Genomic DNA, 25,567 nt, shown 5'->3' with positions numbered 1-25,567 from the left:
ATGATCCGACGCACCACCACGGCGGCCTCCCTCGCCGCCGTCGCCGCGCTCTCGCTCACGCTCGCGGCCTGCTCGAGCAGCGCGAGCTCCGACTCCGGATCCGGAGACGCCGAGGGCGAGATCGCCCTCGGTTACACGGCCACGCTCACCGGCGACTTCGCCAGCTACGGCCTCGAGATGCGGGAAGGCGTCGACCTCGCCGTGGAGGAGCTCAACGACGGCGGCGGCATCGACGGCCGCCAGGTGAAGATCGTCTCGGCCGACGACGAGGGATCGCCCGCCAACGGCCCCGTGGTCGCGCAGCAGTTCTGCGACGACACCGCCATCGCCGCGGTGCTCGGCTACAGCTTCTCGAGCGTGGCCCTCTCGGCGCTGCCCGTCTACGACAGCTGCGGCCTGCCGATCGTGGCCTCCGCCGTCACCTCACCCGAGCTCACGGGTGCGAGCGACGTCTTCTTCCGCGACGTCTTCACCGACGCCTACCAGGGCGCCGAGATGGGCACGCACGTCGCCGACGGCGGAGTGGAGAAGGTCGCCGTGCTCTACCAGCAGGACGACTACGGCCAGGGCGTGGCCGAGGCCTTCAGCACCGCCTTCGAGGAGGCGGGCGGCGAGGTCACGAGCTCGCAGGCCTACCAGCTCGGCGCCGTGGACTTCGGCACGATCGTGAACACCGCACTGGCCGACGATCCGGAGGCGATCTTCATCGGTGGCTTCTACACCGAGGCCGCCAAGATCGCGACGCAGCTGCGCTCGAGCGGCTCCGAGCTGCCGATCTACGGCACCGACGGCGCCGTGAGCCCCGACCTCGTCTCGCTCGGCGGCGACGCCGTCGAGGGGATGACCGTCTACTCGGCCTTCTCCGCGGCAGCGGGCACCGACGCGTCCTCCGCCTTCATCGACGCCTTCACGGCGAAGTTCGACAAGGAGCCGAGTTCGTGGGCGGCCCTCGCCTACGACGCCACCATGGTGGTCGCCGAGGCCATCACCGAGGCCGGATCCACCGATCGTGCCGCCGTGGCCGAGGCCCTGGCCTCCATCGACGGCTTCGGCGGGGTCACGGGCGACATCACCTTCGACGACGGCGGCGACCGGCTCGGCGAGCTGATCTTCCTCCAGGTCGACGGCGGCGAGTTCGTGGCGGCGGCCGAGTAGCGGCTCCCGGACGGCCGCTCCCGGACAGCGGCCGGGTGCCCCCACTCACCCGGCCGCTCCCGTTCATCTCCACCCCGAGGAAAGCCTCCCCATGACCCAGGTACTCATCAACGGCCTCGCCGTCGGAGGGATCTACGGCCTGCTGGCCGTCTCCTTCAGCGTCGTCTACGGCGTGCTCGGCATGGTCAACTTCGCCTTCGGCGAGGTCTTCATGTTCGGCGCGTTCGGTGCGCTCGTGGCTGCGGCCGCGAACACCCAGATCGCGGGCGCCGACTTCGCCGGCCCCGCACTGCCGCAGTGGGCGGCCATCGGCATCGGCCTCGTCGTGGGCGCGATCGTGGGCCTCCTGGTGGAGCGGATCGCGTACAAGCCGCTCCGGAACGCCCCCATCCTCTCGATGCTCATCACGGCCATCGCGGTGTCGATGCTGCTGCGGGCGGTCGGGACGTTCCTGTTCGGCGCGTCCCAGTCTCCCGTGCCCGCTCCCGACCTGGGCGAGGCATTCGAGGTTCTCGGTGCCCGCATCCAGCCCATCGACATCGTGATCTTCTCGGTGGCGATCGTGGCGACGGGAGCCTTCTGGGCCCTCGTGAAGTTCACCCCGATCGGCCGCGCCATCCGCGCCACCGCACAGGATCGCGATGCGGCCAGGCTGATGGGCATCGGCGTCGACAAGGTCATCTCCACCACCTTCGTGCTCGGCTCGGTGATGGCGGCCCTCGCCGGCATCCTCTACTCCCAGAAATACGGCTTCGCCGCCGCGGGGATGGGCTTCATCCCCGGGCTCAAGGCCCTCGTGGCGGCCGTGCTCGGCGGCATCGGCAGCATCCCTGGCGCGTTCGTGGGAGGCCTCGTGATCGGTCTCACCGAGGAGCTCGCCGCCGCCTACGTGCCCGAGGGCGCCGCCTACCGCGACGTGATCGCCTTCGGCGTGCTCGTGCTCATCCTGTGGCTCCGGCCGCAGGGCATCCTCGGCCGCCGCGAAGTGCAGAAGGTGTGACCATGATCGTGAAATCCTCCTGGGCGCTGCCCCGCCTGACCCGCCTCGCGATCCCCGCCGTGCTCGCCCTCGTGGCGGTGCTGCTGCCCTTCATCCTGCCGGGCGACCGCTGGGTGCGGGTCGCCGCCCTCGCGCTGATCTACATCGCTCTCGCGAGCGGGCTCAACATCCTCGTGGGACTCACGGGCCTGCTCGATCTCGGCTTCATCGCCTTCTTCATCGTGGGGGCGTACACGACCGCCATCCTCACGGTGCAGCTCTTCGTGAACCAGCTCGGGTTCGACCCCGACACCCTGTGGTGGCTGTTCCCGGTCAGCCTCGTCGGGGCCCTCGTGCTCGCCGGCATCGCCGGCTGCATCCTCGGCTACCCCACGCTCCGGGCCCGCGGGGACTACCTCGCCATCATGACGCTCGCCTTCGGGGAGATCGTGCGGCTGGTCTCCATCAACTGGATCGGCCTGACCGGCGGTTCCGTGGGCATCCGCGGCATCCCTCCGTTCGCGATCGGCGACCTCGAGCTCACCTCGCCATCGGCCAACTACTACGTGGTGCTCGCCATGGTCGTCGTCATCCTCGTGGCGCTCGCCGGCGTCGTCGCCTCACCGGTCGGACGCGCCTGGGTGGCGATCAGGGAGGACGAGCTCGTCGCCTCCTCGATGGGCATCCGCACCCGCCGCTACAAGCTGCTCGCCTACGTCTGCGGCGCCTCGATCGCCGGTGTGACGGGTGTGTTCTTCGCGCACATGCAGCAGTTCATCAATCCCGACAGCTTCACGCTCGAAGACAACTTCATCGTGCTGAGTCTCGTGATCCTCGGCGGTGCCGGCACCTTCTGGGGGCCGGTCGTGGGGGCGACGCTGTGGATCTTCTTCCAGGCGATCGCGCGCGACTGGACGATCGTGCAGGAGCATCCGGAGTTCCGCACCGGGTTCCTCGCGCTGATCGTCGTGGTGCTCATGATCGTGCGGCCGGGGGGGATCGTCTCCCGGAAGCTCAAGCTCACCCGCTCAGGGGGCGACGTGGAGCGGCCGGAGCCTCGGACCGCGCCCGCCGGCCTGGAGCCCGACCCGATCGAGGCGGGCGCCCCCGTGCTCGTGGTCGACACGGTCGGCCGCACCTTCGGCGGTCTCACCGCGCTCGGTTCGGTGAGCTTCGAGGTGCGGCGCGGCGAGATCCTCGGGCTGATGGGCCCGAACGGCGCGGGCAAGTCGACGCTCCTGAACGTGCTCTCGGGGGTCACGAAGCCCTCCCGTGGCAGCATCACCTTCCGCGGAGACCGGATCGACGGTCTCGACTCGGATCGGGTCAGCGTGAAGGGCGTGGCCCGCACCTTCCAGACCGTGCGGCTGTTCTGGCAGATGACGGTGCTCGAGAACCTGCTGGTGGGTGCTCACGAACGGCTCCGCGGGTGGGTGCCCGCCTTCGCCCTGCGGCTGCCGAGGCACCGGCACGACGAGGCACGGGCGCTCACCGAGGCGGGATCCGTGCTCGAGTTCGCCGGGGTCTGGGACGAGCGGACCAGGCGCGCCTCCGCCCTCAGCTACGACTCCCAGCGGCGCGTCGAGATCGCCCGCGCGCTCATGACGAGGCCGAAGCTCCTGCTGCTCGACGAGCCCGCCGCCGGCATGAACGAGTCGGAGACGAAGGCACTGGCCTCGCTGATCACCGCGATCAGGGACTCCGGCACCGACGTGGTGCTGATCGAGCACGACATGGACCTGCTGATGAGCGTGTCGGACCGCATCGTGGTGCTCGACCACGGCGAGGTCATCGCCACCGGCACCCCCGACGAGGTGCGGCGGAACCCCGCCGTGCTCGAGGCCTACCTGGGGAGCGACGCATGAGCCTCTTGACCGTGGACGGGCTCGGCGTGCGCTACGGCGCCGTGCGCGCCGTGACCGGGGCATCGCTCCACGTCGACGAGTCCGAGCTCGTCGTGATCGTGGGTGCCAACGGCGCCGGCAAGTCGAGCCTCCTGCGCGCCGTCGCCGGGCTCGCGAAGTCGGAGGGCACGGTGGCGTTCGCCGGCCGCACGATCTCGGGATCGAGCACCGAGTCGCGCGTGCGCTCGGGGCTCTGCCTCGTGCCGGAGGGCCGTCACCTCTTCGGCCGGATGAGCGTGCTCGAGAACCTGCAGATCGCCACCTGGGGGAGCGGGCACCACCTGAAGAACGAGCTCGACCGCATCTACGCGCTCTTCCCCGTGCTCGAGGAGCGCGCGCACCAGGTGGCGGCCACGCTGTCCGGTGGCGAGCAGCAGATGCTCGCCATCTCCCGAGCCCTCGTGCGGCACCCGAAGCTGCTCATGCTCGACGAGCCCTCCATGGGGCTCGCGCCGCTCGTGGTCAAGCAGATGTTCGAGCTCATCGCCGACGTCAACGCGCAGGGCACGAGCGTGCTGCTCGTGGAGCAGAACGCCCGCATGGCGCTCTCGATCGCGCATCGCGGCTACCTCATGGAGACGGGGACGCTCTCAGGCGGGGGGAGCGCCGCCGCGATGGCCGACGACGAGAGCCTGCACGCCGCGTACTTCGGGCGCTCCTCGCCCTGACGAGTCCGCGGCCCGACCTGATCCATCTCCCTTCGATCCACGGAAGACCACCATGAACCCCTCCTCCCACGCGCCTTCGGCGACCCCCGGCGTGGCCCTCGCGGCCCCGCACCTCGACGCCGTCGACGCCGCGCGGCGCATCGCGGCCGAGGGCGGAACCGCGATCGACGCGGCCGTCGCCGCAGCCGCTGTGCTCACCGTCGTCTACCCGCACATGTGCAGCGCCGGGGGAGACCTCATCGCCCTCGTGCGCACACCCGACGGAGTCGAGACGTGCGTGAACTCCTCCGGCGCCTACGGCTCCGCGCAGCCGGTGGAGGAGCTCTTCGAGGCGATCGCGACGATGCCCGTCTCCGGGCCCCTCACCGTCTCGGTGCCGGGAGTCGTGGCGGGGTGGGCCGAGCTCCTCGAGCGCTGGGGAGCCCTGTCGGCCGCGCAGGTGCTCGCCCCGGCGATCGCGCTGGCCCGCGACGGCATGGTGGTCAGCCCCGGGCTCGCGAAGGCACTCCAGGTCGACCGGGAGGGCCTCGCGGCCGACCCCGGCATGCGCGCGATGTTCTTCGAGGGTGATCGCCCCGTGGCCGCCGGTGCCCTCGTGCGTCAGCCCGCGCTCGCCGCGACCCTCGAAGCCCTCGCCCGCGACGGGCTCCGCTCCTACTACACCGGTGAGGTCGCGCAGACCCTCGCGAGAGGTTTCGCGGAGCTCGGGGTGCCCGTGACGGAGGCCGACCTGGCGGCGCACACCGTGCAGCTGGAGGAGCCGATCGGGCTCTCGGTCGACGGACTCCACGTGTCGACCGCGGGCCCGAACTCGCAGGGCTACACCATGCTCCGCACTCTCGGTGCGGCCTCGGTGCTCTCGCCCGAGGGCATCACCCGGCTCGACGCCGCGGTGCTGGCCGAGCTCTTCCACAGCGGTGACGTGCTCCGCGACGCCGAGCTCGCCGATCCGCTCGTGGTCGACGTCGACGTCGAGGGGGCGCTTTCTCCCGAGGGTCTGGCAATGGCCGCCGAGCGGGCCGTCACCAGTGCCCGCACGGGGGAGCGCGCCGTCTCGCCGGTGACCCCGCGGCCCGGTGGCGACACGGTGGCCGTGACCGCGATCGCCGACGACGGCACCGCGATCTCGCTCATCCAGTCGGTCTTCCACTCGTTCGGCTCGCTGCTGCTCGAACCCGCGACGGGCCTCGTGCTGCACAACCGCGCGGCCTTCTTCACGCTGCAGGAGGGCGCTCCGAACCGGGTGGCCGCCGGCAAGCGCCCGGCGCACACACTCCTGCCGGTGATCGTGCGGGATGCCGAGGGCACGGTGGCCGCGCACGGCACCATGGGCGGCAAGGCGCAGTCCCAGATCCACACCCAGCTCGTGCTGCGGGTGCTCGAGGGTGCCGATCCGGCCACCGCCGTCAGTGCGCCGCGCTTCATCGTGGGAGGCCTCGACAAGGGAACGACCAATGACTACGTGATGGTCGAGGCCGATCTCGACGAGGAGACCCGGAGCGAGCTCGAGCGGGGTCGGCTGCGGATCGTCGCGGGCTCGATGCACGACTCCGACGCCGGACACTCGATGATCGCCAGGCGGGCGGCTGACGGAACACTCTCCGCGGGAGCAGATCCGCGGAGCGACGGCGGGGTGCTGCTGCCGTGAGCGCTCCTCGACGCACGGCCGAAACACCCCCGAAAACTGGGTGTGGGATAACTGCAGCATGGCGGCACTGAGCTTCGGCATCTTCCAGTACATCGGCCCGAACGGCACCGTGGGGTCGGCGTGGCAGCACCCTGAAGACACCTCGGCGGAGTTCACCACGCTCTCGCACTGGACGGCCCTCGCCGAGAAGTTCGACGCCGCCGGGCTCGACTTCCTCTTCCTCGCCGACAGCTACGGCTTCCCCGCCCTCGACGGGGAGCTGCTCGGGGCCGCGGTGCGCGAGGGGCGCGGCGTGCCGCAGGGCGACCCGATGCCTCTCGTGTCGGCCCTCGCGGCGGTCACCCGGCGGCTCGGCTTCATCGTGACGACCTCCACCACGGTCGAGGCGCCGGCCGCCAACGCCCGCCGCTTCGCGACCCTCGACCACTTCACCGACGGGCGCGTGGGCTGGAACATCGTCACCGGTTCCTCCGGTGCCACCGCGGCGGCGCTCATGGGCAAGGAGCTCATCTCGCACGACCTCCGCTATGACATGGCCGACGACTACGTCGACGTGAACCTCACGCTGTGGGAGGGATCCTGGGAGGACGACGCGCTCGTGCGCGACAAGGAGGCCGGCGTCTACGCCGACCCGGAGAAGGTGCATCTCGTGCACCATGACGGGCCGTATTTCCGCACCGACGGCATCCTGAACCTGCCGCCGTCGCCGCAGCGCACGCCGCTGCTCGTGCAGGCCGGCGCATCCGGCCGCGGCCGACAGTTCGCGGGGCGCAACGCCGAGGCCGTCTTCGTGGGTGGGGGAGAACCCGCGACGGTCGCTCGGAACGTGGCCGGCATCCGCGAGAGCGCCGTGGCCGAGGGGCGGCCGGCCGATTCGATCAGAATCCTCGTGGGCGCACTGTTCATCACGGCGCCGACGAGCGAGGAGGCCTGGGCGAAGCACGCGCAGATGCTCGAGCTCTCGACCCCCGAGGGCGCCGCCGCGATCTACGCGGGCAACACCGGGGTCGACCTCCTGGCGCTCGACCCCGACCGGCCGATCGCGCAGACGAGCACCGAGATGGGTCAGTCGAACCTCGAGCGCTACCTCGGCAAAGACGGGAAGCCCGCGCCGCTCGTGCGCGACATCCTCGAGAACTTCCGGCGCACGGGCATCAACGGCAGCGTCTTCGTGGGATCGCCCGAGGAGGTCGCCGACCAGATCGAGGCGTTCGCGGCCGAGACCGGGGTCGACGGCTACCTCGTGCAGCCGCACCTGACCCCCGGCACCTACGACGACCTGATCGAGCTGCTGCTGCCGGTGCTGCGGGAACGCGGGCTCGCGGCACCGCTCGCCGCCCCGGATGCTCCGCCGACGACGCTCAGGGAGCGGCTGTTCCCGGAGGGCGGGCCGCACCTGCCCGCCACGCACCGCGGCCACGGGTTCCGTGCGGGGCGCTGAGCATCCGACGCCGGACCCGGGCGGCGCCGGTCAGTCGTCGAGCGCCTCGAGCACGTCGTTCGAGGGCACGAAGAACGTGGAGCCGGTGACCGCGGTCGAGAAGTCGAGGATGCGGTCGTAGGAGCCGATCGGATCGCCCACGAACATGTGGCGGAGCATCTGCTCGATCACCCAGAGCTCCCGGGCGTAGCCGATGAAGTAGGTTCCGAACTCGCCCGCGCCCGGCCGGCCGAAGGGCATGTTGTCGCGCAGGATGTCGTGCTCCACGCCGTTGGCGTCGGTGATGGTGTTGAGCGCCTTGTGCGACTTGCGCTCACCCGGCACGTCGTCGAGCTCGACGTTGTCGGCCTTCGTGCGGCCGATGATCCGCTCCTGCTGCTCGGTGCTGAGCGCGGACCACGCCGTGAGGTCGTGCAGGTACTTCTGCACCACCACGTAGCTGCCGCCCGCGAAGGCCGGATCCTCCTCACCCACGAGCGACGAGCGCGCCATGGCGGCGCCGGTGGGGTTCTCGGTGCCGTCGACGAAGCCGAGGAGGTCGCGGGCGTCGAAGTAGCGGAACCCCTGCACCTCGTCGACCACTGTGACCGCGTCGCCGAGCTTGTCGAGCAGCAGGCGCTCGAGCTCGAACGTGAGGTCGCCGCGTTCGCTCCGGATGTGGAACAGGAGGTCACCGGGGGTCGAGGGCGCCGTGTGCACGGGGCCGCGCACCTCGAAGAACTCGCGCAGCTGCGCCGGGCGCTCCTGCTGCCCGAAGCGCTCCCAGGCGCGGGCGCCGATGCCCACGTTGCACGAGAGGTGGGCATCGAGGTCGCGGAAGCCCACCGCGCGCACGAGTCCGCCGATGTCGGCGATCACCGAGCGCGCACGGGCGGCGGCCTCGGGGGAGTCGCCGATCGTCACCACCAGGAACACCGCGGCGCGGGACAGCGGTGCGTTGACGCTCTGCGGCTCGATGGGCGTGCGGTCCCAGGATTCTTCGTGCATGGGGTGAGTTTAAAGTGCAATCGCCCGATCTCGAACGATATATCGCCGATGTATTGACAGAATGGTCAGAGCGATATATCGTTGGCTTATCGTTCAGACAGAAAGGCGGATGCGACATGAAACGCCATCCAGAGATGCACAACCAGCACGATCAGCACTTCCCCGCGGGCTTCGGCCGGGGATTCCCCACGGGCCGCGGGCCGCGTGATCACGGCCACGGCCGATCCGGCGGCCCCGGATTCGGCGGGTTCGGTCCCGGCTTCGGCCAGGGCTTCGGTCCCGGCTTCGGTCCGGGCGGCCCCGGAGGAAGGGGCAGGGCGAACCGCGGCGACGTGCGTTCGGCCATCCTCTCCCTGCTCGCCGATGCGCCCTCCAACGGCTACGGCCTGATCAAGGCCATCGCCGAGAAGACCGCCGGGGTCTGGCGCCCGAGCCCGGGCTCCATCTACCCCACGCTGCAGCAGCTCGTCGACGAGGAGCTCATCGCCTCCACAGGAGACGGCAAGCGCACCGAGTTCGAGCTCACCGAGGCGGGCAGGGCCTACGTGGCCGAGCACGCCGAAGAGCTCGCGAAGGCCTGGGAGGCCACGGCCGGCCAGTCGGCCGCCGACAGCGAGTTCCACGCGAGCGTGGCGAAGCTCATGGGGGTCGTGCAGCAGTTCCGCTTCGCGGCCACCGACGAGCAGCGCGTGAAGGCGACCGAGAAGATCGACGAGGCCCGCAAGGCCCTCTACCTCCTGCTCGCCGACTGATCCCGGCCGAGTGCCCGGTGACCTGAGATAGGGAACCCTCCCGATGACCCGAGACCTCCTTAGAGAGGAGTCTCGGGTCATCGACGTTCCAGGAGGACACCATGATGATCAGCGAATTCTCGTTCGGGTGGCTGCACGAGGCCGAGGAGGAGCGGTTCGCTCGCGAGCTCGAGCAACGCCGGATGATCGCGGAGCGCGCGGCGGAGGACGATGCGGGGCAGGCGTCGCCACCCGGGAGTCGGGCACACGGCGCCGGGCATCCGCTCCGCCGGGCGCTTCAGCGGCTGTCGGCCGCTGATGGCACGATGTAGGGATGCAGGCCACGAGCCCTTCGCTCATCGGGCGCGAGAACGATCTCGAGGCCCTCGTCGACGCTCTGCGCGAGGCGGAGGGCGGGGCGACCCGCGCCGTCGTGGTGAGCGGTGAGGCAGGGATAGGCAAGACCCGGCTGGTGGCGGAGTTCCTGCGGGTCGCCGGATCGGCCCCGCTCGTGCTCCGCGGACAGTGCGTCGACCTCGATCGCGATGCTCCGCCCTACGCTCCCATCGTCACGGCCGTGCGCGGGCTCGTCGCCGAGATCGGCGGCAGCGCTCTGCTCGATGCCGCGGGCCCGGTGCGCGACGCGCTCGCCGTGCTCGTGCCGGAGCTCGCAGACCTCCCAGGGCCCTCCGGGGCGGCCGAGGCTCCGCGGGCCGGTTCGGGTCAGAGTGCCGAGCGGGTGTTCGACGCCGTCGCGACCGCCCTCGAGACCGTCGCGGGGGCACGGCCGCTCATCGTGGTGATCGAAGACCTGCACTGGGCCGACCAGGCCACCCTCGGCCTGCTCAAGTTCCTGCTGCGGGTGCTCGAGCGGGCGCGCATCCTCTTCGTGGTCACCTACCGGAGCGACGAGCTGCGCCGCGGTCACGGGCTGCGCGGCTGGATCCCGGAGCTCGACCGCAACCGCCGGGTGAGCCGGCGCGAGCTGCCTCGACTCACCCGCCGCCAGGTGCGGCAGCTCACCACGACGCTCCTCGGCCGAGCGCTCGACGCACCGAGGCTCGACGCCATCTGCACACGGACCGACGGCGTGCCGTTCTTCATCGAGGAGATCGTGGGGTGCGATGTCGAGTCGCTCGACTCGCTTCCCGACAACCTCCGCGACCTGCTGCTCGCGCGCTACGAGACCCTCGGCGAATCGGCGCAGCGCCTCGTGCGGCTGCTCGCCGCGGGCGGGGTGCGCGTGGAGCACGAGCTGCTCGCCTCGGTGCTGGCTTCGGTGGCCGCACTCGCTCCCGCCTCCGGAATCGATGCCGAGGTGCTCGATGACGCCGCGCGCGAGGCCGTGGCGGCCAGGGTGCTCGTGGTCGACGACACGTCGTACTGCTTCCGGCACGCGCTCGTGCGTGAGGCCGTGCACGACGAACTGCTGCCGGGGGAGCGGATGCGCTTCCACACCGCCTACGCCGAGGCGCTCGAACAGCGGCAGAACGCCTCGAGCTTCGACGCCTCAGCCGTCTCGTACCACTGGATGGCGGCGCACAACCTGCGGGCGGCCTTCACCTCGTCGATCTCGGCCATGCGCGTCGCCCGCTCCTCATTCGCCAACATCACGGCGGCGCAGCTCGGCGAACGGGCGCTCGAGCTCTGGGATCAGGTCGCCGACGCGGCGGAGCTGGCGGGGCAGACCAGGGTCGAGCTCCTCGCCGAGACGGCGTACGCGCTGCGTGACGCGGGGGAGAGCGGCCGCGCGGTGGCGCTCATCGACGAGGCGCTCGCCCTCGAGACCGCGCCCGGGGCCCGAGCGCGCCTCCTGCGGGGCCGCGCCTCCTTTCTCGCCAACCTCGGCCAGACGGGTTCGATCGAGCTCCTGCGTGAGGCGCTCGGTCTGCTCGAACCCGCCGCAGGGGAGGGCCCGACGGCGAGCGTGCTGCGGGCGAACGTGCTCGGCGAGCTCGCTGCGAGGCTCATGCTCGAGGCCTGCTTCGACCAGGCGATCGCCACCGCCGATGCGGCCTTCACCGAGGCGGAGGCCGTGGGCTCCCGCGCGCGCATGTCGGTGGCCGCCAACATCCGCGGAATCTCGCGTGTGCTCTCGAGTTCGATCGACGAGGGTCTCGCCGACCTCGCACTCGCCGGGCGCCTGGCCGAGGGCAACGACTCGGCCGTGCTCCGCCACCTCGTCAACGAGTCGGATGCCTTCAACCAGCTCGGCGCGTTCGCCGACGCCGTGCGCGTCGCCGAGTCGGGCGTCGAGCACGCGCGTCGCCGCGGCGTCGAGCGCACCTCGGGGGCGGCCCTCGCCTCCAACGTCGTGGCGCCCCTGTTCAGTCTGGGCGAGACCGCTCGGGCCACCGACCTGCTCGACCGCGCGCTCGACCTCGACCCGCCCATCGGCTACAGCGCCCACCTCCGCCGGCTGAAGCTGCAGGCCACGCTCTGGTCGGGCGATGCTCCCCGAGCGGCGCAGCTCCTGCGCGGCTGGCGCGCCGAGCTCGGTCGCCAGCTGCGCATCGACACCCAGTCGCGCCTGGGTCTGGCCGCCGTGGCCGCCGAGATCGCCCTCGCCACGGGCGACACCCCCAGCGCCTGGCTCGAGTCGCGGGTGCTCCTCGAACCCGATCACCGCCCCTTCCCCGCCTACGACCTCCCGCTGGCGGCCACGGTGGCCCGCGTGCTGGCCACGGCCCGTGCCGCGGGCATCGCCGTCGCGCTCGACGACCCCGCCCCGCTTGCCGACGGCACCGGCACGGGCTCCGGCTCCGGCTCCGGCACGAGCATCGCGGAGGATCCCCCCGAGCGCCTCCTGCGGTCGCGGCTCGAAGCCTGCTCCGACTGGCCCACGGCTGCCACCTACCGGGCGCTCGTGGAGGCCGAGCTCGGCGGGCCCGCCGGAACGGGCGACGACCCCGCGCTGTGGGAGGCCGCCGTCCGGGCGGCCGAGGTGCCGACCGCCCCCGTGCAGCTCGTGCCCTACGCGCAGTTGCGGCACGCCGAGGCACTCGCGGGCACCGGCGACCGCGACGGTGCGCGCCTCGCCGCGGCCGGAGCCCGTGCGGCCGCTGAGCGCATCCGCCTCGACCAGGTAGTGGCAGCCGTCGACGATCTCGAGCGCCGCCTCGGCATCGTGCGACTCTCCGGCGGCCGCGAGGTCTCCACGCCCGGCGAGCTCACCGACCGCGAGCGCCAGGTGCTCGACCTCATCGCCCAGGGCCTCAGCAACCGCCAGGTCGCCGAGCGCCTCTTCATCAGCGCCAAGACCGTGAGCGTGCACGTGTCGAACGTGCTCCGCAAGACCGGCACGACCTCCCGCACCGAGGCGGCCTTCCTCTCCCGCACCCTCCCGCCCGTGGCCGCCTCCTCCCGCTTTTGACCCTCGCCGCCTCCGCGGCCGAGTTCACACGTCATTCACCCGTGCGGCTCGCGCCGGTTCTCCCACGTGGCCCATAATCCAGCCATGGCCGAATCCCGCATCCAGCACCTGCTCGACGGCCTGCGCTTCGGCGCGGGGCATCGCCGGGTGTGGCTGCTGTCGTGCCTCGGCATCATGCTCGACGGCTTCGACTTCTTCGTCATGGGCGTCGCCATCCCGCTCATCGTCGCGGAGTGGTCGACCAGCCCCCTCGAAACCGGCCTCATCAGCTCGGCGGCCATCCTGGGCGCCATCCTCGGTGCCGCCGTCATGGGCCCGCTCTCGGACCGCATCGGCCGTCGTCTCGCCTTCCGCATCGACCTCGCTCTCTTCGTGGTCTTCGCCCTCGCCTCCGCCCTCGCCCCCGGCGTCTGGTGGCTCATCGCCTTCCGCTTCCTGCTGGGGGTCGGGATCGGCGCCGACTACCCGATCAGCGCGAGCTACGTCTCGGAGATCGCTCCGCGCCGTCTCCGCGAGCGCCTGCTCATCGGCGCCTTCAGCTTCCAGGCGGTCGGCCAGCTGCTCGGCGCCCTCGTGGGGCTGCTCGTGCTCACGCTCGATCCCTCGCCCGACGCCTGGCGCTGGATGCTCGCGGCCGGCGTCGTGCCCGCCGTCGTCATCGTCATCCTCCGCCGCGGCGTCCCGGAGAGTCCGCTCTGGCTCGCCTCGACCGCCCGCTACGAGGAGGCGGCCCGAGCGCTCCAGGTGTTCGCCGGCCGCCGGGTCGAGATCGAGGAGGTCCTGCTCGAGGACACCCCATTCGTGGGCACCCCCGCCGAGGGCACCCGGCGTGCGGACACCCCCGCCGGCATCGCCTCGGCTGCCCTCGCCCGCGGCGAGGCCACCGCGCTCCCGATGCCCGCTCCCGTCATCTCGGGCGTGCTGCGCCCTGCGGATGCCCCGCGCGACATCCCGAAGCGGTCGCTGCTCTCGAAGCCGCTCCGCCGCGCGACCGTGCTCACGAGCGTGCCCTGGTTCTTCATGGACATCGCCACCTACGGCGTCGGCGTCTTCACCCCCACGATCATCGCGTCGATCGCGATCTCCTCCGCGAACAGCGACAAGGTGGTGGGCGCCGACATCGTCTCGACCGAAGGTGCGGCCTTCCTCGACGTCTTCCTCGTGATCGGCTTCGTCACGGCCATCCTCCTCGTGCGGCGGCTCGGCCTCCTCACGATGCAGGTCGGCGGCTTCGTGGTGATGGCGGCGGGGCTCGTGGTGCTCGCCTTCAGCCTCCTGCTGCCGCAGGACTCGGCGCTCCAGCTGGGCATCGTGTTCCTCGGCTTCGCCGCCTTCAACCTGTTCATGAACGCGGGCCCGAACTCCACCACCTTCGCCCTGCCCACCGTGGCCTTCGACACGATCTCCCGGGGCGCGGGTGCCGGGTTCGCGGCGGCGGCAGGCAAGGCGGGGGCCGCGATCGGCGTGTTCGCGTTCCCGCTCCTGCAGGCTGCCGTGGGGCTGTTCACGACCCTGCTCCTCATCGCCTCGGGCTGCATCGTCGCGGCGGTCGTGACCTTCGCGCTGGGTCGCCGGATCCTCAGGAAGCACTCCTCGTAGGCTCTCCCGTGAGCACGTGCGCCCCGAGCGCCGCGAGCACGTCTCCCGGAGCCTCGATGTGGCCGAAGTGCCCGGCCCGGCCGAGCACCCGCGTGACCGCTCCCGGCACGGTCCGCTCGAGCATCCGGTCGTCATGCACGGTCACGAACACGTCGCGTGCACCTCGCACCGAGACCACCCGGCAGCGGATGCCCGCCCACACCTCACCCGGCCGGTAGGCGGCCGCGGCACGCGCGGCCGCGGCGAACGCAACGGGTCGCACCTCGGCGGCGAGAGTCACGAGCACGGCGGCGGAGACCCGGGACGGCTCCGCGAACAGCGGCGCGAAGACCACGCGCAGCAGGTGCAGCCGGCGGAGCCCGGCGAGCAGGGCCGCGGTGGCACGGCCGGAGGGCGACAGTCGGGCCATCGCCGACATCACGGCCCGGAGCGCCACGTAGGGCGCCACGAGGCGGAGCCCCCAGAGCGGATGCCTCGACGCCTCGGCCACGCCGAAGGTGGTGGGGGAGACCAGCCCCACCGCGCGCGTCGCGGCCGGCTCGATGGCCGCGAGGTGGAGTGCGATGACGCCTCCCAGCGAGTGCCCCACCGCACGCCAGCGCTCGTAGCCGAGGGAGCGCAGCACCTCCGCGACGGCGCGCCCGTAGCCGTCGACCGAGCGGTCGTGCCCCGGCAGCGGGCTCTCGCCCCAGCCCGGCAGATCGAGCAGCACGACGTCGCCGGGAAGGGTGTGGCGTCGCTCCGCCTCCTCGAGCAGGGGGAGCCACGTCGTCCACGACCCCGCGGCCCCGTGCAGGAGCACGAGGGCCTCGGCGTCCTCCCGAGGGCGCTGCTCGGCGACGAGGAGCCGCACCGCCACGGGCCCGAGCGACGTCGGCACGCGCAGCTGCTCGAGGGCGTCCGGATCCATACCGGTGGTTCGGAGCGGCGGGTCGGTCCGGATGGAACCGACTACCCTCGAAAGGAACGAAAAGATCGGAGCCGGGTTGCGACGTGCTGTGGGCATCGCCCGACTCGCGATCGCCGCGATCGGTGCCGTGGCCCTGGTGTTCGACTTCGACTACGTGCTCGGGTTCAGCACGTTCTCCACCGTCAACTACTTCAGCTACTTCACGTTCCAGAGCAACCTGCTGAACGTCGTGGTGCTCGCGGCCTCCGGTGTGCTGCTCCTGCGGCACCATGTCGTCGGCCGGTTCCTCGTGAGCGTGCGCGCGATGACGATCTGCTACGTCGTCGTCTCCGGCATCGTGTTCGGCCTCATCGTGTCGCAGGCCGGCAGCCACAACTACCGCATCGACGTGCCCTGGCCGAGCCAGGTGCTGCACTTCTACCTGCCGCCGCTCGTGGTGGCCGACTGGCTGATCGGCGTGGGCCGGGTGCGGCTGCGCTGGCGCACGGTCGCCTTCGTGCTGGCCTTCCCCGTGGTCTGGGGAGTCTTCACCCTCATCCGCGGTGCCGAGGTCGGGTGGTACCCCTACTTCTTCCTCGATCCCGCCCAGGTCAGCGGCCCGCTCGAGTTCGCGCTCTACTCGGGCATCGCGCTCGGCCTGTTCTCCGGGCTGATGGCACTGCTCGTGCTGGTCAGCCGTCGCCGCCCGTGGGCGTCGTCGTGGGGGAGGGTGTCGAGACCAGAGCGGGATCCAGGTACGGCTCGAGGGTCTGCAGAGCCGCCTGCAGGAACTCCTGATCGTTCTGCTTCAGCACCACGGGAACGTCGTCCGCAGCCGTCAGACCGATCAGGATCGGCTGTCCGGTAGCCGGCAGCAGGTTGATCCACTCCGCGATCTCGGAGGTCTCGTCGAAGACCGACAGCACGGTGGCCTCCGTCGACCAGAACGGCTCGTCGAACCGCAGCCAGAGCTGCTCGAGCGAGCCCATGCCGAGCTCCTCGATGGCGGCCGCGGTGGGCCCGGGCAGTTCGGGAGAGAACTCGATCGTGCCTGCCTTCAGCACCCCTATCGGCACCGTCACCACCACGCGGTCCATCGAGAGCGACTCGCCCGTGCCCAGGCGCACGCTTGCGCCCGCGTCGTTGTAGGAGATCCGGATGACGGTGCTCGAGAGCAGCACGTCGACGTCGTCGAGCGAGGCGGTCACCACGGTGTCGAGGCCTCCCACCACGAGGGCGGTGCCGTCGACGAGGCCCGTGCGGTCGAGCCCGTAGCTCGCCGAGAGCTCGAACGGGCTCGAGCCGTAGCGGCTCGCCACCGTGGTCTCGAGATAGTGCACGAGCTCGTCGGCGGGCGACACGCCCTGGGCGCCCGGCTCGGGGGGCAGCATCTCGGCGCCCGACGCCGAGAGGGCCGAGGCGAGCGAGGTGTCGGTCGGCTGCGCCTTGGCCCAGGCCACCGCCCGCGCCACCGCATCCGGACCCACCGCGCTCGGCGGCACGACGAGTCCAGAGGCGGTGCGCGCCTCGAGGGTGGCATCGAGCGTGATCGTGCCCACGTCGTTGATGCGCAGCAGCTCCTCGAGCCCGTCGGCAGAGACGGATGCCGAGCCCAGCTCCACCGGGAACGGCCAGCCGTCGTCGTCTCGCGTGTCGATGCGCCCACCTACGCGGTCCCGCGCCTCGATCACGACCACCTCGAAGCCCTGCTCGGCCAGGATCCGTGCCGCCGTCGCCCCGGCGAGGCCGGCTCCGACGATGCCGATGCGCTCCTCGGGCTCGGCCACCGCCGCCACCCGGGCGGCGACTGACTCACCGGAGGCGGCTGCGCCCACGACCGTGCCCGGGAACTCGGTCGAGGTCGCCTCGCCGGCGAAGAACAGGCGGTCGCCCACGGTGTCCCGGAGCGTCGTGCGCGACGCCGGGGTGGCTCCCACGGGAGTGGTGCTGAAGGAGCCGAGCGAGAACGGGTCGTCGGCCCAGGCGCTCCGCGCGAAGGCGGCGGGGTTCGGCACGGGGCCAGTCGGCAGCTCGGTCGGGGTGATCGAGGGGGAGGGCACCGGGCGCGGGGCATCGGGGGTGCAGGCCGCGAGCGCCGAGAGCGAGAGGGCCGAGACGGCCCCCGCCAGGAAGGTGCGTCGCGCGATTGCCACTGTCTGCGGTGCCGTCTCTCGATCGGGGACGATCGGGGAGGCCGATCACCTCCACGTTAGCGGGCGATCCCGGATTCCGCGTCGGCGCGTCCGCCGATCGCTGGGATGATGGGCAGATGATCGCCGTCGAACTCGCCAGGGCACTCCGCACAGCGGGCCTGCGCTGGCATCCGCGCTCGGGTGACGCCTTCGTGATCGAGACCGTCGAGCGTGCGAGCGAGTCGGGCGCCGCGGGCGAGGTGTTCACCGTGAGCGAGATGACGGCCGAGGTGCACGAGTTCCCCTCCGGCACGCTGATCGGCTTCAACGGCACCACGGAGTGGGCGCTCGACTCGGTCGACCTCACCGACACGCTGTGGCTCCCGCGTGAAGATCAGCTGCGCGAGATCCTGCGCGAAGGCTTCCGTTCGCTGACCGCGGAACAGCTCCCGGGGGAGCCGGGCGAGGATCACGTCACGCTCTATGTCGTGACCGCTCTGATCCGCGGCCGGCCGCGCCGGTTCGAGGCCGAGAGCGCCGTCGACGCCTACGCGGAGGCCGTGCTCGATCTCATCGTGCAGAGCCTCGTGGCCGACGAGGACGACTGATCCCCCGCCCTCCCGGAGGCGCGTCGGAATAGGCTGGAGGGCATGACGGAAAACGCAGTCCCCACGGTCGGCCTCAACAACGGCACCCAGATCCCCCAGCTCGGCTTCGGCGTGTTCAAGGTCGATCCCGACAAGACCAATCGCATCGTGCGCGACGCCCTCGAGGTCGGCTACCGCCACCTCGACACCGCGAAGATCTACCACAACGAGGAGGGCGTGGGACACGCCGTCAAGGAGTCCGGCATCGACCGCGGCGACCTCTTCATCACCACCAAGCTCTGGAACGACGACCAGACCGACGCGCTCACCGCCTTCGACAAGAGCCTCGCGCGACTCGGCACCGACTACGTCGACCTCTACCTCATCCACTGGCCCACCCCCGAGAAGGACACCTATATCGATGCCTGGCGCTCGCTCGAGAAGATCCTCGAGTCGGGCCGCGCCAAGGCCATCGGGGTCTCGAACTTCAACATCGACCATCTCGAGCGACTGATCGCCGAGACCGAGATCGTGCCCGCCGTCAACCAGGTCGAGCTGCACGTCGACTTCCAGCAGGCCGAACTCCGCTCCTTCGCCGCCGAGAAGGGCATCGCCATCGAGGCGTGGGGCCCGCTCGGTCAGGGCAGGATCAACGACTCGCTCGAGCTCGCCGCCATCGCGGAGGCCCACGGCAAGTCGGTTCCGCAGACGATCATCCGCTGGCACCTCGACGTCGGCAACATCGTCATCCCGAAGAGCAACAACAAGGAGCGCATGGCCGAGAACTTCGACGTGCTCGACTTCTCGCTCTCGGCCGCCGAGATCGCCAGCATCGCGTCGCTCGACCGCGGGGCCGAGGGCCGCAACGGCAGCGACCCGCTCGAGGTCAACTAGCCGCTCGGGTCACCCGGCCTCTGAGCTCAGCCGGCGGGGACGTCGGCGCTCGCCTTTCCGGGAAACCAGGGGATGAGCGCCGACGTCCTCTTCTTGTATGCGGCGTATTCCGGATACTTCGACGAGGTGATGCTCTCGGTGAAGATCGTCGAGCCGATGAACAGCAGGGTGAGCAGCACCGCGCCTGCGACGGTCCACTGCAGCACCGACCCCGCCGCGCTCGCGCCCAGGAAGAAGACCACCCACCACTGCGCCTGCTCGAAGAAGAAATTCGGATGCCGGGAGAACCGGAAGAGGCCGGTCTGCAGGAAGCGGGGTCGCGGCTCCCGCCCCGCGGCCACCTCCCGCCGCTTCCACTCGTGGAACCGCCACTGCTGCTCGTCGGCGATCGTCTCGCCCGCGAGGAACAGCAGGAACAGGGCGATCAGCACGAGGTCGAGCACGCTGAACGGCGTGGCTCGGTTCTCGAACATCGTGTACGCGGGCATCGTGATCAGGAACAGGATCACGCTCTGGTAGATCGTGATGAAGAGCAGGTTGAACACCTGGAACTGCGCCGTCGACATCCGGCCCCGGAGCACCGCCCAGCGGTAGTCCTCCCCACCGGGTGCGTAGCCGCCCTTGCGGGAGAAGTTGAAGGTGAGCCGGGCGCCCCAGAGGGTCACGACCGCCGCCAGCAGATCGAGCCTGAGGTCGGTGAAGCCGGCCGCCCCGGCGAAGATCCAGACGTACACGATGGGGATGACCGACCAGATGCGGTCGACCCAGGAGTACTCGTGTGTGACGAGCGAGAGCACCCAGACGACGACGCAGCTCGCCGCCAGGACCCAGAGCGACGCGATCAACGGAAGCATGGGGGAAGTGTAGGGCACGCCCACGGCCGGGACAGGGAAATCACGGCTCGGAGCGGCGGCCTGATCGGCTACGCTGGAGGGAGCAAGGAGGGCAGCCGGACGATGAACGAGAACGACGATCACACCACGAGCATCCCCGTCACCCCCTCCGGGGCTGACACCACGATGTCGCTCACGGGCGAGTTCGCGGCCCAGCTGGCCGCTCTCGAAGGCGGTGTCACCGCCGAGGAGCTCGAGTCGATCGCGGCCCTTCCGTCGGGCTCGGCCCTGCTGATCGTGCGTCGCGGCCCCAACTCCGGCGCCCGGTTCCTGCTCGACACCACCGTCACCACGGTGGGCCGGCACCCCAACGCCGACATCTTCCTCGACGACGTCACGGTCTCCCGCCGGCACGCCGAGTTCACCCGGCACGGCCACACCTTCTCGGTGCGCGACCGCGGCTCGCTCAACGGCACCTACGTGGCCGGCGTGCGCGTCGACGAGGCGCTGCTGGAAGACGGTGCCGAGGTGCAGATCGGCAAGTTCCGCCTCACGTTCTACCCATCGCGCATCGACGTGGTGACCGCAGCGGGAGAGTAGTGGCAGCCGCTTCCCCGGCGCCCGGAGCTTCTCCGGCGCCGCTGCTCGGCATCGGCCAGGTGCTCTCCAAACTCACCGCCGACTTCCCCGATCTCACGCCCTCGAAACTGCGCTTCCTCGAGGAGCGCGGGCTCGTGCACCCGGCCCGCACCCCCTCGGGCTACCGCAAGTTCTCGCAGAACGACCTCAGCCGCCTCCGCCTCATCCTCACCCTGCAGCGCGACTGCTACCTGCCGCTCGCGGTCATCAAGGAGTATCTCGCCGACGTCGACGCGGGGCTGAACCCGCCCATGCCCGGCACGGGAGTCGCCAACGGCGCGTCGATCCTGCAGACCGGCCGCCGCCTCAGCCGCGACGACCTCACCCGGGAAGCCGGGGCCACCCCCATGCTCGTGCAGGACGCCTTCTCGGCCGCCGTTCTCTCGCCGGCCGACAGCTACGGCGAGGATTCGCTCGTGGTGCTGAAGGCTCTCGTCGAACTGCAGCGCTCCGGCATCGAACCGCGGCACCTGCGCGGGTTCCGGCAGGCCGCCGAGCGCGAGCTCGGGCTGATCGAGAGTGCGCTCATGCCTGTGGCGAGGCGGCGCGACCCCTCGAGCCGCGCCAAAGTGGCCGAGATGGCGATGGAGATCGCGGGTCAGCTCGAGATCGTGCGCTCCAGTCTCATCCGCTCCGCCCTCGGCAAGATCGCGCCGTGAGGTAACGATCCGCCCCTGATCGCGACACGCCGGGCACCGAAACGGTGATGTCGTTGCCCCGGACTGTCGTGGTCGATAGCGTGGGGACAGCACTGCGGGAACGGACATCCGTCTCCCGTGCCACCACGATGGAAGGCCCCGATGAACGAGACAGGTCATGACAACCTGGGCCGGGACGACGACTCCCGGTACGACCTCGGTCTCCTGTTCACCGATGGCATGCCCGATCTCGACGGGGCGAACGGCTATCGCGGTGCCGTAGCGGCCCGTGCCGCCGGCATCACCTACCGCCAGCTCGACTACTGGGCGCGTACCGCGCTCGTCGAGCCCACCGTGCGCGGCGCCGCCGGCTCCGGAACGCAGCGGCTCTACGGCTTCCGGGACATCCTCGTGCTCAAGCTCGTCAAGCGACTGCTCGACACCGGCATCTCACTGCAGCAGATCCGTACCGCGATCAACCAGCTCCGCGAATCCGGAATCAACGACCTCGCCCAGACCACGCTGATGTCCGACGGCGCGAGCGTCTACCTCTGCACCTCCAACGACGAGGTCATCGACCTCGTCAGCCGCGGCCAGGGTGTCTTCGGCATCGCCGTCGGCAAGGTCCTCCGCGAGGTCGAGAACTCCCTCGTCGACCTCGACAGCGTGGTCACCGACCCGGCCGACGAGCTCGCGGCGCGGCGGGCATCGCGCAAGGCTGTCTGAGCTAGCTGCTTCGCAGCCGTGCTGGCGCGCGGCTGCTCAGGCGTCGCCGGTCCCTGCCCGGCGCCGCGCGACATGTTCCGGTGAGGTCGCTTCGCGGCCTCGCCGTCACTCTGGGTCATCGAGTACGGCCCGTCGCGTGGTGACCTCGTCGGAGGTCGCTCAGATGCAGGTGGCGCTCATTCGCCCGTTCTGAAAGTGTTTGGGCCTTTTCGACGACCCGAGGTGAGGCCTCGGCCGCGCTAGCGACCGAAGCCGAACAAGCTCCCCGACGCCGGGCGGGGACCGGCGTCGGCGGTGAAAGCCGCGCGCAGCACGGCTTTCACCGGACCAGAACAGTCCTCAGGCCTTGAGTTCCGCGTATTCGCCGACTCGCCCCGTGCGCATGACGCGCTCCAGCAGCAGGTCGAAGTTGCGGGCCATCTCCTGGGCGCCCTCACCGGGCCAGACGTGCAGGGGCTTGGCGGCGCCCTGGGCCTGCTGCAGGGAGGTGCGCTCGGGGAGCTGGGGGCTCAGCACGAGCGGGCCGAACATGTCGCGCAGCTCCTTGATGCGGAACTGGTGCTCGAGCGACTGGGAGCGCACGCGGTTCACGATGATGCCGAGCGGCTGAAGACGGGGGGAGAGTCCACGACGGATCTCCTCGATGGCCCGGAGCGCGCGATCGGCGGCGGCCACAGAGAAGAGCCCGGGTTCGGTGACCACGGAGACGCGGTCGGAGGCCGCCCAGGCGGTGCGGGTGAGCGCATTGAGCGAGGGCGCGCAGTCGATCAGCACGAGGTCGTACTCGTTCTCGACGGTGGCGAGGGCCTCCTCGAGCTTCCAGATGTCGCGGATCGAGGGGTGCGGCCCGTCGAAGTTGAGCGCGGAGGGCGAGCCGATGAGCACGTCGATCTTGCCGCCGCGGTCCTTCGTCCAGCCCGACGGGGCGATCGCGGCGCGCACCACCTTCTCCTTGGGGGAGGCCAGCACGTCGGCCACGTTGAGGTGGCCCGCGACGCGGATGTCCATGCCGGTGGAGACATCGGATTGGGGGTCGAGGTCGACGACGAGAGTGCGCAAGCCCTTGGCGAACGCTGCGGACGCGAGCCCGAGCGTCACAGTGGTCTTGCCCACGCCTCCCTTGAGGGATGAGACGCTGAGTACATGCACAGTCGACAACGTTACCTTCACTAGGCTTGGAGAACCTAACTGTTCGCTGTACGCGTGTGCACCCGAAAGGTCTTCATGTTCACAAAGATTCTGGTGGCGAACCGTGGGGAGATCGCGATTCGCGCGTTCCGGGCGGCGTACGAGCTGGGGGCGAAGACGGTTGCCGTCTTCCCCTACGAGGATCGCAATTCGATGCATCGGCTGAAGGCTGATGAGGCGTATCAGATCGGTGAGGTCGGGCATCCGGTGCGGGCCTACCTGGATGTGTCGGAGATCATCCGGGTCGCGCTCGAGGCGGGGGCGGATGCGATCTACCCGGGTTACGGGTTCTTGTCGGAGAACCCGGAGCTGGCGAAGGCGGCGGCGGAGAACGGGATCACGTTCATCGGTCCTGGCGAGCATGTGCTCGAGATGGCGGGCAACAAGGTCACGGCGAAGGAGCATGCGATCGCGGCGGGGGTGCCGGTGCTGGCGTCGTCGCCGGCGACGACCGATCTCGAGGTGCTGATCGCCGCGGCGGATGAGATCGGGTTCCCGGTGTTCGCGAAGGCCGTCGCAGGCGGGGGCGGGCGGGGGATGCGCCGGGTCGAGACCCGGGAGGAGTTGCGGGGTGCGCTCGAGGCGGCGATGCGGGAGGCTGACAGCGCGTTCGGTGACGCGACGATGTTCCTGGAGCAGGCGGTGCTCCGGCCCCGTCACATCGAGGTGCAGATCCTGGCCGATGGTGCGGGTGAGACGTTCCATCTGTATGAGCGGGATTGCTCGGTGCAGCGTCGCAATCAGAAGGTCGTCGAGATCGCGCCGGCACCGAATATCAGCGATGAGCTGCGTGAGGCGCTGCATGCGGATGCGATCAAGTTCGCGAAGTCGATCGGGTATGTGAACGCCGGCACGGTGGAGTTCCTGGTCGACACGGTGGGGGAGCGTGCGGGGAAGCATGTGTTCATCGAGATGAACCCGCGCATCCAGGTCGAGCACACGGTCACCGAGGAGGTCACCGATGTCGATCTGGTGCAGTCGCAGATGCTCATCGCGAGTGGCAGCACGTTCGCTGATCTGGGGCTGACGCAGGACGGGATCGTGCTGCACGGTGCGGCGTTGCAGTGCCGGATCACGACGGAGGATCCGACGGCGGGGTTCCGGCCGGATACGGGCAAGATCGCGGCGTACCGGTCGCCGGGCGGTGCGGGGGTGCGGTTGGATGGCGGGACGGTTGACGTGGGGGCGCAGATCTCGCCGCACTTCGATTCGATGCTCGCGAAGATGACCTGCCGGGGTCGTGACTTCCCGGCGGCGGTGCGTCGTGCGCGGCGTGCTCTGGCGGAGTTCCGCATTCGGGGTGTGTCGACGAACATCCCGTTCCTGCAGGGGGTTCTCGATGACCCGGACTTCATGGCGGGCGACCTGTCGACGTCGTTCATCGAGGAGCGGCCGCAGTTGCTCGGCGGGCACCAGTCCAAGGATCGCGGGACGAAGATCCTGAACTGGCTCGCCGACGTCACCGTGAACCAGCCGCACGGCGCCCGGGTGGGCTCGGTGGAGCCTGCCGACAAGCTGCCGGCGATCGACCTGCAGGCGACTGCGCCGGCCGGCTCGCGGCAGCGGCTGCTCGAGCTCGGCCCCGCCGGTTTCGCCGCCGCGCTCCGCGCCCAGACGCCGCTGGCCGTCACCGAGACCACGATGCGGGATGCACATCAGTCGCTGCTGGCCACCCGCGTGCGCACCCGCGATCTCGTGGCCGTCGCCCCGTATGTGGCGCGGATGACGCCGGAGCTGCTGAGCGTGGAGGCGTGGGGCGGTGCCACCTATGACGTCGCGCTCCGGTTCCTCGGAGAAGACCCGTGGGAGCGCCTCGCGACCCTGCGGGGGGCTTTGCCGAACGTCGCGATCCAGATGCTGCTGCGTGGCCGCAACACGGTCGGCTACACCCCGTATCCCACGGAGGTCACCGAGGCGTTCGTGCAGGAGGCTGCGGCGACCGGGGTCGACATCTTCCGCATCTTCGACGCCCTCAACGACGTGTCCCAGATGCGGCCCGCGATCGACGCCGTGCTCGCCACCGGCACCACGCTCGCCGAGGTCGCGGTCTGCTACACCGGCGACCTCCTCGACCCCGCCGAGGATCTCTACACCCTCGACTACTACCTGGAGCTGGCGTCGCAGATCGTCGACGCGGGCGCCCACGTGCTCGCGATCAAGGACATGGCGGGGCTCCTGCGCCCGGCCGCGGCGGCGCGACTGGTGACGGCGTTCCGGGAGGAGTTCGACCTGCCCGTGCACGTCCACACGCACGACACCGCCGGCGGCCAGCTCGCCACCCTCCTCGCCGCGAGCGCGGCCGGGGCGGATGCCGTGGACGTGGCGAGTGCGCCGATGGCCGGCACCACGTCGCAGCCCAGCGCATCCGCTCTGGTGGCCGCCCTGGCTCACACGGAGCGCGACACGGGGCTGTCGCTCGCCGCGGTCTCGGACCTCGAGCCGTACTGGGAGGCGGTGCGGCAGGTGTACCGGCCGTTCGAGTCGGGGCTCCCGGGCCCCACCGGCCGCGTCTACACGCACGAGATCCCGGGCGGGCAGCTCTCGAACCTCCGCCAG

Annotated in this window: 21 protein-coding genes and 1 pseudogene; 17 read left to right on the top strand and 5 right to left on the bottom strand. The window is 70.7% G+C overall.

What is annotated here, in order from left to right; all coding sequences use genetic code 11:
- The 6 genes from N1028_RS10670 to N1028_RS10645 all read left to right on the top strand — a co-directional run bounded on the left by N1028_RS10670 (position 1) and on the right by N1028_RS10645 (position 7,795).
- On the top strand, positions 1-1,155 hold the full coding sequence (locus N1028_RS10670; RefSeq protein WP_259528288.1) for an ABC transporter substrate-binding protein: 1,155 nt from the start codon (positions 1-3) through the stop codon (positions 1,153-1,155).
- 91 nt (positions 1,156-1,246) lie between these two features.
- Complete coding sequence (locus N1028_RS10665; protein WP_259528285.1) at positions 1,247-2,155, top strand: branched-chain amino acid ABC transporter permease; 909 nt, start codon at positions 1,247-1,249, stop codon at positions 2,153-2,155.
- A 2-nt stretch (positions 2,156-2,157) separates the two neighbouring features.
- Positions 2,158-3,999: a branched-chain amino acid ABC transporter ATP-binding protein/permease gene (locus N1028_RS10660; protein WP_259528283.1), complete on the top strand. Its 1,842-nt coding sequence runs from the start codon at positions 2,158-2,160 to the stop codon at positions 3,997-3,999.
- On the top strand, positions 3,996-4,706 hold the full coding sequence (locus N1028_RS10655) for an ABC transporter ATP-binding protein (protein ID WP_259528282.1): 711 nt from the start codon (positions 3,996-3,998) through the stop codon (positions 4,704-4,706). The genes N1028_RS10660 and N1028_RS10655 overlap by 4 nt, the downstream gene beginning before the upstream one ends.
- A gap of 52 nt (positions 4,707-4,758) precedes the next feature.
- Positions 4,759-6,354 (top strand): gamma-glutamyltransferase family protein, encoded by a 1,596-nt coding sequence (locus tag N1028_RS10650; RefSeq protein WP_259528279.1) that lies wholly within the window; start codon positions 4,759-4,761, stop codon positions 6,352-6,354.
- A 58-nt stretch (positions 6,355-6,412) separates the two neighbouring features.
- Complete coding sequence (locus N1028_RS10645) at positions 6,413-7,795, top strand: NtaA/DmoA family FMN-dependent monooxygenase (protein WP_259528265.1); 1,383 nt, start codon at positions 6,413-6,415, stop codon at positions 7,793-7,795.
- A 30-nt stretch (positions 7,796-7,825) separates the two neighbouring features.
- On the opposite strand, the gene N1028_RS10640 is transcribed toward N1028_RS10645, so the two are convergent.
- Complete coding sequence (locus N1028_RS10640; protein ID WP_259528255.1) at positions 7,826-8,782, bottom strand: Dyp-type peroxidase; 957 nt, start codon at positions 8,780-8,782, stop codon at positions 7,826-7,828.
- Positions 8,783-8,898: 116 nt separating this feature from the next.
- On the opposite strand from N1028_RS10640, the gene N1028_RS10635 reads away from it, so the two are divergent.
- From N1028_RS10635 to N1028_RS10620, 4 genes are all read left to right on the top strand, one after another.
- Positions 8,899-9,534: a PadR family transcriptional regulator gene (locus N1028_RS10635; protein WP_375163433.1), complete on the top strand. Its 636-nt coding sequence runs from the start codon at positions 8,899-8,901 to the stop codon at positions 9,532-9,534.
- Positions 9,535-9,635: 101 nt separating this feature from the next.
- Positions 9,636-9,845 carry a hypothetical protein gene (locus tag N1028_RS10630; protein WP_259528253.1) on the top strand — a complete coding sequence of 70 codons (210 nt, stop codon included), beginning with the start codon at positions 9,636-9,638 and terminating at the stop codon, positions 9,843-9,845.
- Positions 9,846-9,847: 2 nt separating this feature from the next.
- Positions 9,848-12,886 (top strand): helix-turn-helix transcriptional regulator, encoded by a 3,039-nt coding sequence (locus N1028_RS10625; protein ID WP_259528244.1) that lies wholly within the window; start codon positions 9,848-9,850, stop codon positions 12,884-12,886.
- A gap of 84 nt (positions 12,887-12,970) precedes the next feature.
- Entirely contained in the window at positions 12,971-14,485 is a 1,515-nt protein-coding gene (locus N1028_RS10620; RefSeq protein WP_259528236.1) for an MFS transporter, read from the top strand.
- Here the strand turns inward: N1028_RS10620 and N1028_RS10615 are convergent.
- Positions 14,466-15,395, bottom strand: a complete 930-nt coding sequence (locus N1028_RS10615; protein ID WP_259528223.1) for an alpha/beta fold hydrolase — start codon at positions 15,393-15,395, stop codon at positions 14,466-14,468. The two genes, N1028_RS10620 and N1028_RS10615, sit on opposite strands and share 20 nt — an antisense overlap.
- A 31-nt stretch (positions 15,396-15,426) precedes the next feature.
- On the opposite strand from N1028_RS10615, the pseudogene N1028_RS10610 reads away from it, so the two are divergent.
- Positions 15,427-16,014 (top strand): annotated as a pseudogene (locus N1028_RS10610) (Pr6Pr family membrane protein); the annotation flags it as partial.
- Between the two features lie 52 nt (positions 16,015-16,066).
- Here N1028_RS10610 and N1028_RS10605 read toward each other — a convergent pair.
- Entirely contained in the window at positions 16,067-17,527 is a 1,461-nt protein-coding gene (locus tag N1028_RS10605; protein ID WP_259528220.1) for a flavin monoamine oxidase family protein, read from the bottom strand.
- Positions 17,528-17,643: 116 nt separating this feature from the next.
- On the opposite strand from N1028_RS10605, the gene N1028_RS10600 reads away from it, so the two are divergent.
- Together N1028_RS10600 and N1028_RS10595 are read left to right on the top strand one after the other, a co-directional pair.
- On the top strand, positions 17,644-18,114 hold the full coding sequence (locus N1028_RS10600) for a pilus assembly protein CpaE (protein WP_259528197.1): 471 nt from the start codon (positions 17,644-17,646) through the stop codon (positions 18,112-18,114).
- Positions 18,115-18,156: 42 nt separating this feature from the next.
- On the top strand, positions 18,157-18,987 hold the full coding sequence (locus N1028_RS10595) for an aldo/keto reductase (RefSeq protein ID WP_259528193.1): 831 nt from the start codon (positions 18,157-18,159) through the stop codon (positions 18,985-18,987).
- Positions 18,988-19,013: 26 nt separating this feature from the next.
- On the opposite strand, the gene N1028_RS10590 is transcribed toward N1028_RS10595, so the two are convergent.
- Positions 19,014-19,841, bottom strand: a complete 828-nt coding sequence (locus N1028_RS10590) for a DUF1295 domain-containing protein (protein WP_259528182.1) — start codon at positions 19,839-19,841, stop codon at positions 19,014-19,016.
- 102 nt (positions 19,842-19,943) lie between these two features.
- Between N1028_RS10590 and N1028_RS10585 the strand changes: the two genes are divergently transcribed.
- From N1028_RS10585 to N1028_RS10575, 3 genes are all read left to right on the top strand, one after another.
- A complete protein-coding gene (locus N1028_RS10585) occupies positions 19,944-20,420 on the top strand; it encodes an FHA domain-containing protein (RefSeq protein ID WP_375163434.1) in 477 nt (158 codons plus the stop codon).
- Positions 20,420-21,118 (top strand): transcriptional regulator FtsR, encoded by a 699-nt coding sequence (gene ftsR / locus N1028_RS10580; RefSeq protein WP_259528179.1) that lies wholly within the window; start codon positions 20,420-20,422, stop codon positions 21,116-21,118. Before N1028_RS10585 ends, ftsR begins: the two co-directional genes overlap by 1 nt.
- A 141-nt stretch (positions 21,119-21,259) precedes the next feature.
- On the top strand, positions 21,260-21,823 hold the full coding sequence (locus N1028_RS10575) for a MerR family transcriptional regulator (protein WP_310795586.1): 564 nt from the start codon (positions 21,260-21,262) through the stop codon (positions 21,821-21,823).
- 339 nt (positions 21,824-22,162) lie between these two features.
- Here N1028_RS10575 and N1028_RS10570 read toward each other — a convergent pair whose 3' ends face one another.
- Positions 22,163-22,972 carry a ParA family protein gene (locus N1028_RS10570; RefSeq protein WP_259528174.1) on the bottom strand — a complete coding sequence of 270 codons (810 nt, stop codon included), beginning with the start codon at positions 22,970-22,972 and terminating at the stop codon, positions 22,163-22,165.
- A 75-nt stretch (positions 22,973-23,047) separates the two neighbouring features.
- Between N1028_RS10570 and N1028_RS10565 the strand changes: the two genes are divergently transcribed.
- A partial coding sequence (locus tag N1028_RS10565; RefSeq protein ID WP_259528152.1) for a pyruvate carboxylase occupies positions 23,048-25,567 on the top strand: 2,520 nt, incomplete at its 3' end.

Origin of the sequence: Herbiconiux oxytropis, assembly GCF_024979315.1 — a bacterium.
In the GTDB taxonomy this organism is placed as follows: domain Bacteria; phylum Actinomycetota; class Actinomycetes; order Actinomycetales; family Microbacteriaceae; genus Herbiconiux; species Herbiconiux oxytropis.
This window is presented reverse-complemented; position numbering and strand designations above follow the sequence as displayed.

Excerpts from the sequence above, each read along its gene's own strand:
- N1028_RS10625 (WP_259528244.1), top strand. The coding sequence starts at position 9,848 with ATGCAGGCCACGAGCCCTTCGCTCATCGGGCGCGAGAACGATCTCGAG.
- N1028_RS10575 (WP_310795586.1), top strand. The coding sequence starts at position 21,260 with ATGAACGAGACAGGTCATGACAACCTGGGCCGGGACGACGACTCCCGG.
- N1028_RS10595 (WP_259528193.1), top strand. The coding sequence starts at position 18,157 with ATGACGGAAAACGCAGTCCCCACGGTCGGCCTCAACAACGGCACCCAG.
- N1028_RS10590 (WP_259528182.1), bottom strand. The coding sequence starts at position 19,841 with ATGCTTCCGTTGATCGCGTCGCTCTGGGTCCTGGCGGCGAGCTGCGTC.
- N1028_RS10670 (WP_259528288.1), top strand. The coding sequence starts at position 1 with ATGATCCGACGCACCACCACGGCGGCCTCCCTCGCCGCCGTCGCCGCG.
- N1028_RS10635 (WP_375163433.1), top strand. The coding sequence starts at position 8,899 with ATGAAACGCCATCCAGAGATGCACAACCAGCACGATCAGCACTTCCCC.
- N1028_RS10645 (WP_259528265.1), top strand. The coding sequence starts at position 6,413 with ATGGCGGCACTGAGCTTCGGCATCTTCCAGTACATCGGCCCGAACGGC.
- N1028_RS10665 (WP_259528285.1), top strand. The coding sequence starts at position 1,247 with ATGACCCAGGTACTCATCAACGGCCTCGCCGTCGGAGGGATCTACGGC.
- N1028_RS10655 (WP_259528282.1), top strand. The coding sequence starts at position 3,996 with ATGAGCCTCTTGACCGTGGACGGGCTCGGCGTGCGCTACGGCGCCGTG.
- N1028_RS10640 (WP_259528255.1), bottom strand. The coding sequence starts at position 8,782 with ATGCACGAAGAATCCTGGGACCGCACGCCCATCGAGCCGCAGAGCGTC.
- N1028_RS10615 (WP_259528223.1), bottom strand. The coding sequence starts at position 15,395 with ATGGATCCGGACGCCCTCGAGCAGCTGCGCGTGCCGACGTCGCTCGGG.
- N1028_RS10630 (WP_259528253.1), top strand. The coding sequence starts at position 9,636 with ATGATGATCAGCGAATTCTCGTTCGGGTGGCTGCACGAGGCCGAGGAG.
- N1028_RS10585 (WP_375163434.1), top strand. The coding sequence starts at position 19,944 with ATGAACGAGAACGACGATCACACCACGAGCATCCCCGTCACCCCCTCC.
- N1028_RS10600 (WP_259528197.1), top strand. The coding sequence starts at position 17,644 with ATGATCGCCGTCGAACTCGCCAGGGCACTCCGCACAGCGGGCCTGCGC.
- N1028_RS10660 (WP_259528283.1), top strand. The coding sequence starts at position 2,158 with ATGATCGTGAAATCCTCCTGGGCGCTGCCCCGCCTGACCCGCCTCGCG.
- N1028_RS10620 (WP_259528236.1), top strand. The coding sequence starts at position 12,971 with ATGGCCGAATCCCGCATCCAGCACCTGCTCGACGGCCTGCGCTTCGGC.
- N1028_RS10650 (WP_259528279.1), top strand. The coding sequence starts at position 4,759 with ATGAACCCCTCCTCCCACGCGCCTTCGGCGACCCCCGGCGTGGCCCTC.